Origin of the sequence: Aquipuribacter hungaricus (assembly GCF_037860755.1) — a bacterium.
In the GTDB taxonomy this organism is placed as follows: Bacteria; Actinomycetota; Actinomycetes; order Actinomycetales; family JBBAYJ01; genus Aquipuribacter; species Aquipuribacter hungaricus.
This window is the reverse complement of record NZ_JBBEOI010000161.1, coordinates 1-8,659: the sequence shown is the minus strand read 5'-3', so window position 1 is coordinate 8,659 and position 8,659 is coordinate 1. Positions and strand designations below refer to the sequence as shown.

Sequence of the window (8,659 nt, the reverse complement as noted above, 5' to 3'; positions counted from 1 at the left end):
GCACCGGCCTGGCCTCCGACGCCCAGACCGTCGACGGCGCGCGCAGCGCCCTCGCCCAGGCCGAGGCGGCCCTGCGCGTGCTGCAGGCGGGCGGCACCCCGGAGGGCCCGGCAGCCGGGCCCTCGCCGGAGGAGCTGCAGGTCGAGGTCGACCGGGCCCGGCTCGCCGTCGAGACCGCCCGCGCCTCGCTCACCGGGACCACGGTCGTGGCACCCGTCGCGGCCACCGTCACCGCGGTCGACGTCACCGTCGGCACGGCGGTCGGCGAGGGCGCCGTCACCCCGGCCTCGACCGGCGCGGGCGACGGCTCGGCGCCCGCCGCGGGCACCATCACGCTCACCGCCACGCAGGCCCTCGTCGCCGAGATCACCGTCCCCGAGACCGACGCCGTCCTGCTCGAGGACGGCATGCCCGCCGAGCTGAAGTTCAGCGCCATCCCCGACGTCGTCGGCACGGGCCAGGTCCTCACCGTGCTCGCGAGCGAGCCCGGGCAGGGCGGCGCCGAGGGGGGCGTCGACCCCTTCACCGGCCAGCCGCTGCCGGCCCAGAAGACGTACACCGTGACCGTCGCCGTGGACGAGCTGCCGGCGGGCGCCCGCGGCGGGCTGTCCGTCGCCGCGCGCATCACCACCGGCGACGCCCCCGACGCGCTCGTGGTCCCGACCGCCGCGGTCCAGCAGTCCGACGGCGCCACCACGGTGCAGGTGGTCGACGGCGAGACGGTCGAAGACGTCGAGGTGGAACTCGGGCTGCGGCAGGGCGGGTACTCGCAGGTGCTCGACGGCCTGGAGGAGGGCGACGTGGTCCGGGTCGCGGACCCGATGGCCGGCGGCGGCGAGGAGTTCCTCGGTGCGCCCTAGGCGCCGGCGCGGGCAGCCGGACGCGACCCCGGGCCTGCGCGGGGACCTCGGCGACCGCGCAGAGCTCGGGATCCGCGGAGACCGGGACGGCGACCTCGCGGGCCTCGGCGAAACAGGCGACCTCCGCGACCCCGGCAGCGTCCCCACGATCGAGGTCACCGGCCTGACCCGGAGCTTCCTCACCGGCGGCACCCAGGTGGACGCCCTCGTCGACGTCGACCTGCGGGTCGACCGGGGCGAGTTCGTCGCGGTCATGGGCAGCAGCGGCAGCGGCAAGAGCACGCTCATGAACATCCTCGGCTGCCTCGACACCCCCACCGCGGGCCGGTACGTCCTCGACGGCACGGACGTCGCGACGCTGCGCGGCGCCGCGCAGGCGAGGGTGCGGAACCGGACGATCGGCTTCGTCTTCCAGAGCTTCAACCTGGTCCCCCGCACCTCGGCGGTCACCAACGTCGAGCTGCCCCTGATGTACGCCGGCGTCCCCCGGCGGCAGCGGCGGCGTCTGGCGCTCGAGGCGCTGGCCATGGTCGGGCTGTCCGACCGGGCCGACCACACGCCGACCCAGCTGTCGGGCGGGCAGCAGCAGCGCGTGGCCGTCGCCCGCGCCGTCGTCAGCGAGCCCGCGCTGCTGCTGGCCGACGAGCCGACCGGGAACCTGGACTCCCGGTCCACCCACGACGTCCTGCGGGTCCTCGCCGAGCTGCACGACGAGGGCCGCACCGTCGTCGTCATCACCCACGAGCACGACGTCGCCGGCTGGGCCGGCAGGACGGTCGTCATGCACGACGGGCGGGTGGTCTCCGACGAGGCGCAGGTCCCCCGCCGCCCGGCCGCGTGGGAGCCGGTGGACCCCGCCACGGCAGCCCCGCGCAGGCGCCTGGTCGCCCCGGCAGCCGGCGAGCCGGACGCCCGGGTCCCCCACGAGGCCCCGGGCACCGTGGGTATCGGCCCGGGCGGCCCCCCGTGATGCGCGACACGCTGGCCCTCGCGGTCGGCGGCGTCCTGGCGAACAAGGTCCGCTCGCTGCTGACCGTCCTGAGCATCGGCATCGGGGTGTTCGCCGTCATCACGCTCATGGCCGTCGCCGCGGGCGCCTCGCAGGCGGCGCTCGGCGAGCTCGAGGGGCTGGGCTCCCCCCGGCTCATCACCGTCTACCCGGGCGGCGACGGCGCGTTCATGGGCCCCGAGCCCGCCCTCGACCAGGGCACCGGCGGGGAGCTCGACGCCTTCGACGCGTTCGACCCGATGGCCACCGCCTACGCCCCGCCCGCGCCGCAGCCGCTGTCGCGCGACGACGTGGCCCTGCTCGTGGACGGCGAGGGCACCCCGGACGTGGCGGCGGCGGCCGGCTTCCAGCAGTCGTACGGGCAGCTCACCACGCCCGACGGCGGCTACGTCGACACCGAGATCACCGGGACGTCCGCCGCGTTCCTCGACGTCGGCGCGGTCACCCTGGTGGAGGGCCCGTTCTTGTCGGAGAGCGACGTCACCGGCCGCGCCCGCGTCGTCGTGCTGAGCACCACCGCGGCGGAGGGGCTCGGGGCGTCCCCCGGCTCGGAGGTCGTGCTCCAGGGGATCCCGCTGACCGTCGTGGGCACCGCCGACGACCCGTACCCCGGACAGGCGGGCTCGTGGCTGCCGGAGACGACGATGGAGGACCTGCTGACCGGCCCGCAGGCCGGGTACTCGCAGGTGGCCGTGCTCGCGGCGACCGAGGACGGCGTCGAGCCGGCCGCGGACCAGGTCCGGCAGACCCTGCGCCGCGCGCACCTGCTGGGCCCGACCGACCCGGCCGACTTCGGCGTCTACACCCGGACCGCGGAGCTCCGCTCGGTGCGGGCGATCACCCTGCTGTTCCAGGTGCTGGCCGCGGCGGTCGCCAGCATCGCCCTGCTCGTGGCCGGCATCGGCGTCATGAACATCATGCTCGTCACCGTCACCGAGCGGACGAGGGAGATCGGCATCCGCACCGCGGTCGGCGCACGCCGGGGCCACCTGATCGGGCAGTTCCTGCTCGAGGCGGTCATCCTCACCGGCCTGGGCGGGCTGACCGGGACGCTGCTGGGCTCGCTGACCCAGCTCGTCGACATCAGCGGGTTCTCGCCGGTCGTCACGCCGTTCTCGGTGGTCCTGGCGCTGTCCGCGGCGGTGGTCACCGGGCTGTTCTTCGGGCTGTACCCGGCCAACCGGGCGGCCTCGATGCCGCCGGTGCAGGCCCTCCGCCACGAGTAGGCGCGCGAGCGACGAGCCCTGCTGGGCCTACAGCTGGAGCAGCATCCGGGCGTTGCCGAGGGTGTTGGGCTTGACCCGCGCGAGGTCGAGGAACTCCGCGACACCCTCGTCGTGGCTGCGCAGCAGCTCCTCGTAAACCTCGGGCGGGACCGGGGCGGCCTCGATCTCCTCGAACCCGAACGAGCCGAAGAAGCCCTTCTCGAAGGTCAGGCAGAACACGCGGGACACACCCAGCCGCCGCGCCCGGTCCAACAGCTCCCCGACCAGGGCGCGCCCGACGCCGCCGCCGCGCAGCGAGGTGTCGACCGCGACGGTGCGGACCTCGGCGAGGTCGGCCCACATGACGTGCAGCGCGCCGCAGCCGACGACGCGCACGGTGCCCGTGGACCCGTCCGGGCCGCCGTCGCCCGGCACGAGCACCTCGGCGACGACGAACTCCTGGACGTCCTCGTAGAGCGTGACGAGGTCCTTGGCCAGCAGCCGCCGGTCCAGGACGTACGCCTGGACGAGCTCGGCGATGCGCGGCACGTCCGCCGGACGTGCAGCACGGAGCCCGACCGCCCCCGTGAGGGACGGCCGGGCTCCGGCGTGGTGCGTGGCGCCGCTCAGCTCGCCGCGAGACCGGTCGCGTCGGCCGGGCCGTCGGTGCCCTCGAGCACCGAGCCGCCCTCGAGGATCGCGCCGCCCTCGGCGGCCACCCCGACGGGCTCGGGCACCGGGGGCAGCCGCTTCTCGGTGCCCTCGAACGTGAACTGCGCGAGGTCGCCCTCGCCCTCCACGTCGACGATGATCATCTGGCCCGCCACGAGCTCGGAGAACAGGATCTTCTCCGACAGCGAGTCCTCGATGTCGCGCTGGATCGTCCGGCGCAGCGGCCGGGCGCCCAGGACCGGGTCGTAGCCGCGCCGCGCGAGCAGGTTCTTGGCCCGCGGGGTGAGCTCGATGGCCATGTCCTTGTCGCGGAGCCGCTTGTCCAGCTTGGCGATCATGAGGTCGACGATCGTGACGATCTCCTCCGGCGTGAGCTGGGGGAACACGATGGTGTCGTCGACGCGGTTGAGGAACTCCGGCCGGAAGTGCTGCTTGAGCTCGTCGTTGACCTTGTTCTTCATCCGCTCGTAGCTGCTGGACGTGTCGTTGCCGGCCGAGAACCCGAGCGAGATCCCCTTGGCGATGTCCCTGGTGCCCAGGTTCGTCGTCATGATGATCACGGTGTTCTTGAAGTCGACGACCCGGCCCTGGCTGTCGGTCAGGCGACCGTCCTCCAGGATCTGCAGCAGCGAGTTGAAGATGTCCGGGTGGGCCTTCTCGACCTCGTCGAAGAGGACCACGGAGAACGGCTTGCGGCGCACCTTCTCGGTGAGCTGGCCGCCCTCCTCGTACCCCACGTAGCCGGGGGGCGAGCCGAAGAGGCGCGACACCGTGTGCTTCTCGGAGAACTCGGACATGTCGAGCTGGATGAGCGAGTCCTCGTCGCCGAAGAGGAACTCCGCGAGCGACTTGGCGAGCTCGGTCTTCCCGACGCCGGTGGGCCCGGCGAAGATGAACGAGCCACCGGGACGCTTGGGGTCCTTGAGGCCGGCGCGGGTGCGGCGGATCGCCTGGGAGAGCGCCTTGATGGCGGCCTCCTGGCCGACGACGCGACGGTGGAGCTCGTCCTCCATGTGGAGCAGCCGCTGGGACTCCTCCTCGGTGAGCTTGAACACCGGGATGCCCGTGGCGATGGCGAGGACCTCCGCGATCAGCTCCTCGTCCACCTCCGCGACCACGTCCATGTCGCCGGACTTCCACTGCTTCTCGCGCTCGGCCTTCTGGCCCAGCAGGCGCTTCTCGTCGTCCCGCAGCGAGGCGGCCTTCTCGAAGTCCTGGGAGTCGATGGCCGACTCCTTCTCGCGACGGACGGTGGCGATCTTCTCGTCGAACTCGCGCAGGTCCGGCGGTGCGGTCATCCGGCGGATGCGCAGCCGCGCGCCCGCCTCGTCGATGAGGTCGATGGCCTTGTCCGGCAGGAACCGGTCGTTGATGTACCGGTCGGCCAGGTTGGCCGCGGACACCAGCGCGCCGTCGGTGATGGAGACGCGGTGGTGCGCCTCGTAGCGGTCCCGCAGGCCCTTGAGGATCTCGATGGCGTGCGCGAGGGAGGGCTCGGCGACCTGGATCGGCTGGAAGCGCCGCTCGAGGGCCGGGTCCTTCTCCACGTGCTTGCGGTACTCGTCCAGCGTGGTCGCGCCGATGGTCTGCAGCTCGCCGCGGGCCAGCATCGGCTTGAGGATGCTGGCGGCGTCGATGGCGCCCTCGGCGGCACCCGCCCCGACGAGGGTGTGGATCTCGTCGATGAACAGGATGATGTCGCCGCGGGTGCGGATCTCCTTGAGGACCTTCTTCAGGCGCTCCTCGAAGTCGCCGCGGTAGCGCGACCCGGCGACCAGGGCGCCGAGGTCGAGCGTGTAGAGCTGCTTGTCCTTGAGGGTCTCGGGGACCTCGCCGCGGATGATCGCCTGGGCCAGGCCCTCGACGACGGCGGTCTTGCCGACACCGGGCTCGCCGATCAGCACCGGGTTGTTCTTGGTGCGGCGGCTCAGCACCTGCATGACCCGCTCGATCTCCTTCTCGCGCCCGATGACCGGGTCGAGCTTGGACTCGCGGGCCGCCTGGGTGAGGTTGCGGCCGAACTGGTCGAGCACCAGGGAGCCGGACGGGGTGTTCTCCGCCGCGGGGCCGCCGGAGGTGGCCGGCTCCTTGCCCTGGTAGCCGGACAGCAGCTGGATGACCTGCTGGCGGACCCGGTTGAGGTCGGCGCCGAGCTTGACGAGGACCTGGGCGGCGACGCCCTCGCCCTCGCGGATGAGGCCGAGCAGGATGTGCTCGGTCCCGATGTAGTTGTGGCCGAGCTGCAGCGCCTCGCGCAGGCTCAGCTCCAGGACCTTCTTCGCCCGGGGGGTGAAGGGGATGTGACCGCTCGGGGCCTGCTGGCCCTGGCCGATGATCTCCTGCACCTGCTCGCGCACGGCGTCCAGGGAGATCCCCAGGGACTCGAGGGCCTTGGCAGCGACGCCCTCGCCCTCGTGGATGAGGCCGAGCAGGATGTGCTCGGTCCCGATGTAGTTGTGGTTGAGCATCCGGGCCTCTTCCTGGGCCAGGACGACAACACGACGGGCGCGGTCGGTGAATCTCTCGAACATGTGTCGCTCCTCACGAGCGGGCGGCGTCCTCGGGGACAGCTCCCCGACGACCTCGTTCCCTCTCGATGCTAGACGTCCGGTGTGCCTGGCACCGGCCGAGGACCTGCTCGCGGGGCTCGCGTTCGCGCTGGGCGCAGCGCTCGCCCCCTGGGTCAGGGTCCGGTCCGGTCCTTCGTCGGCAGAACGCCCGCACGACCTGAGCGTGTTCCGGTCGTCGCGGCGTGTATGCCGAGGGCGAACCGGGGCCCTGCGCTCCCCCGTCCGGCGCAGCCCCGGGTGACGGACGGGCCGCCAGCCCGTACCCTCGACCCCGAGGGGAGTACGTCCTCAGAACCGGTCCCGGTCAGCACGGTCGCACGGCGACCCCGGGTCGAGCCAGCGGGCAGCAGCCCGGCGGCGACGGAGACCTCACCGTGCACGGCCCTGCCGTGAACCCTGAGAGGACCTCCCCTGATGCTGTCGTCCGTCCATGCGCTGGCGCTGCCCGCGTCCACGGCCCCCCAGGCCGGCACCGGGACGCTGGAGTCGATCGGCACCCCCTGGCTGTGGGGGCTCACCGTCGCCGCCGTCGTCGGCCTGTTCGTCTTCGACTTCCTGCTCACCCGCAGGCCCCACGACGTCTCCCTCAAGGAGGCCGCCGGCTGGTCGGCGTTCTACGTCGCGCTGCCCCTGCTGTTCGGCGTCTACGTGCTCACCCAGCACGGCACCCAGACCGGGGTCGAGTACTACACCGGCTACATCGTCGAGAAGTCGCTGAGCGTCGACAACCTCTTCGTCTTCATCCTCATCATGGGTGCCTTCGCCGTCCCCCGGCAGCTGCAGCAGCGGGCCCTGCTGTGGGGCATCGCCGGCGCGCTCGTGCTCCGCGCGGTGTTCATCGCCGTCGGCGCGGTGGCCATCGCCCGGCTGGACTTCGCGTTCCTCGTCTTCGGCGCCATCCTCATCGCCACCGCCGTGCACCTGCTGCGCGAGGAGCTCAAGGGCGAGAAGAAGGAGATCCACGTCTCCGAGCTCAAGGTCGTGCGCCTGGTGCGGCGGCTGACGCCGGTGAGCGACGACTACGCCGGCACGAAGTTCTCCGTGCGGCGCGACGGCACCCGGTACCTCACCCCGTTCGCCCTGGTCGTCATCGTCCTGCTGTTCACCGACGTCGTCTTCGCCGTGGACTCCGTGCCCGCCGTGTACGGCATCACCGGCGACCCGTACCTGGTGTTCGCCACGAACGCGTTCGCGCTGCTCGGCCTGCGCGCCCTGTACTTCCTGCTCGAGGGCGCCCTGTCCAAGCTCGTGCACCTGTCCTACGGCCTGTCGTTCATCCTCGCCTTCATCGGCGTCAAGCTCCTGCTGCACTGGGGTCACGGCATCTGGACCTGGCTGCCCGAGATCCCGACCCTGCTCAGCCTGGTCGTCATCGTCGGGGCGCTGGTGACCGTCACGGTCACCTCGCTGCTGGCCGGGCGCCGTCCCGAGGTCGACCCCGACTTGCTCCCGCCGGCACAGGTGCGCGGCGCCACCGACCGCGGTGTCGACGACCGCGGTGCCACCGACGAGGACCGCGAGACCGTGGACGAGCGCTCCTGACGCACGCCCCCCGCACGCACGGGCGCCCCGTCACCTGCTCGTGACGGGGCGCCCGTGCGTGGTGGCGGCGCCGGGCGGCGGTGCTGCCCGGCGCCCGCTCAGCCCTCGTTCGCGGCGTTGTAGGCCTCGATGACCTCGGCCTTGATGCGGCCCCGCTCGGAGACCTGGTGGCCGTTGGACCGGGCCCACTCGCGGATCGCCGTGGTGTCGGTGCCCGAGGCGGAGCGACGGGCCGCGGGCTTGGCGGCGCCGGCCTTGCGGGGACGGGCCCCGCCGACGCGGCGGCCGTGGCCGACCCACTCGGCCAGGGAGTCGCGCAGGCGCGAGGCGTTCTCCGCGTGCAGGTCGATCTCGTAGGTGATGCCGTCCAGACCGAACGTGACGGTCTCCTCGGCGGGCGTGCCGTCCAGGTCGTCCACGAGGACGACGTTGACCTGTTGTGCCATGGGTGTTTCTCCGATTTCGCAGGGGATGTCCGGCAGGGAAGGGCGTGCCGCGGGGTCCCGGCACGACCTCCGGAGTGGTGCGGCGGTTCGGCGGACGACCCGGCGGAATTGTCCGCCGCGTTCCCGCGGAATTGATCATGCCGTACGGCGCGCGGGCGCGACAACTCGCCCCGGCTTTATCACTCGTGCGGCACGGGAAAGATTCTGCGAAAGACCCGCGCCGGGCCCCACGACAATCGTGGGAGCGTTTCCTCGGCGGCCGGGCGCTATTCCTGCGGGCGCGCCTGGTCGGCGGCGGCGCGGTCGGCGGCAGGCCCGGGGCCGGCCCGGGCGGCGCGGTCGGCGGCGTCCTCCT

The 8,659-nt window shown here is 72.8% G+C and carries 7 protein-coding genes; 4 read left to right on the top strand and 3 right to left on the bottom strand.

Annotated elements, in window-relative coordinates:
* The 3 genes from WCS02_RS14605 to WCS02_RS14595 all read left to right on the top strand — a co-directional run.
* Positions 1–860: efflux RND transporter periplasmic adaptor subunit (locus WCS02_RS14605; protein ID WP_422665426.1), on the top strand; the 860-nt coding region annotated here is incomplete at its 5' end.
* Positions 850–1,830 (top strand): ABC transporter ATP-binding protein, encoded by a 981-nt coding sequence (locus WCS02_RS14600; protein WP_340294476.1) that lies wholly within the window; start codon positions 850–852, stop codon positions 1,828–1,830. The genes WCS02_RS14605 and WCS02_RS14600, both read left to right, overlap by 11 nt.
* Complete coding sequence (locus tag WCS02_RS14595) at positions 1,830–3,095, top strand: ABC transporter permease (protein ID WP_340294480.1); 1,266 nt, start codon at positions 1,830–1,832, stop codon at positions 3,093–3,095. Before WCS02_RS14600 ends, WCS02_RS14595 begins: the two co-directional genes overlap by 1 nt.
* A 27-nt stretch (positions 3,096–3,122) precedes the next feature.
* Here the strand turns inward: WCS02_RS14595 and WCS02_RS14590 are convergent, their stop codons facing one another.
* Together WCS02_RS14590 and WCS02_RS14585 are read right to left on the bottom strand one after the other, a co-directional pair.
* On the bottom strand, positions 3,123–3,704 hold the full coding sequence (locus WCS02_RS14590; RefSeq protein ID WP_340294478.1) for an amino-acid N-acetyltransferase: 582 nt from the start codon (positions 3,702–3,704) through the stop codon (positions 3,123–3,125).
* Positions 3,701–6,277 carry an ATP-dependent Clp protease ATP-binding subunit gene (locus WCS02_RS14585; RefSeq protein WP_340294474.1) on the bottom strand — a complete coding sequence of 859 codons (2,577 nt, stop codon included), beginning with the start codon at positions 6,275–6,277 and terminating at the stop codon, positions 3,701–3,703. The genes WCS02_RS14590 and WCS02_RS14585 overlap by 4 nt, the downstream gene beginning before the upstream one ends.
* 453 nt (positions 6,278–6,730) lie before the next feature.
* Between WCS02_RS14585 and WCS02_RS14580 the strand changes: the two genes are divergently transcribed.
* On the top strand, positions 6,731–7,858 hold the full coding sequence (locus WCS02_RS14580) for a TerC family protein (RefSeq protein WP_340294472.1): 1,128 nt from the start codon (positions 6,731–6,733) through the stop codon (positions 7,856–7,858).
* A gap of 98 nt (positions 7,859–7,956) precedes the next feature.
* Here WCS02_RS14580 and WCS02_RS14575 read toward each other — a convergent pair whose 3' ends face one another.
* Entirely contained in the window at positions 7,957–8,304 is a 348-nt protein-coding gene (locus WCS02_RS14575) for a histone-like nucleoid-structuring protein Lsr2 (protein WP_340294470.1), read from the bottom strand.
* Positions 8,305–8,659: the final 355 nt, after the last annotated feature.

What these genes read in the sequence shown, in the direction of transcription:
- WCS02_RS14595 (WP_340294480.1), top strand. Translation starts at nt 1,830, where the DNA reads ATGCGCGACACGCTGGCCCTCGCGGTCGGCGGCGTCCTGGCGAACAAG.
- WCS02_RS14580 (WP_340294472.1), top strand. Translation starts at nt 6,731, where the DNA reads ATGCTGTCGTCCGTCCATGCGCTGGCGCTGCCCGCGTCCACGGCCCCC.
- WCS02_RS14575 (WP_340294470.1), bottom strand. Translation starts at nt 8,304, where the DNA reads ATGGCACAACAGGTCAACGTCGTCCTCGTGGACGACCTGGACGGCACG.
- WCS02_RS14585 (WP_340294474.1), bottom strand. Translation starts at nt 6,277, where the DNA reads ATGTTCGAGAGATTCACCGACCGCGCCCGTCGTGTTGTCGTCCTGGCC.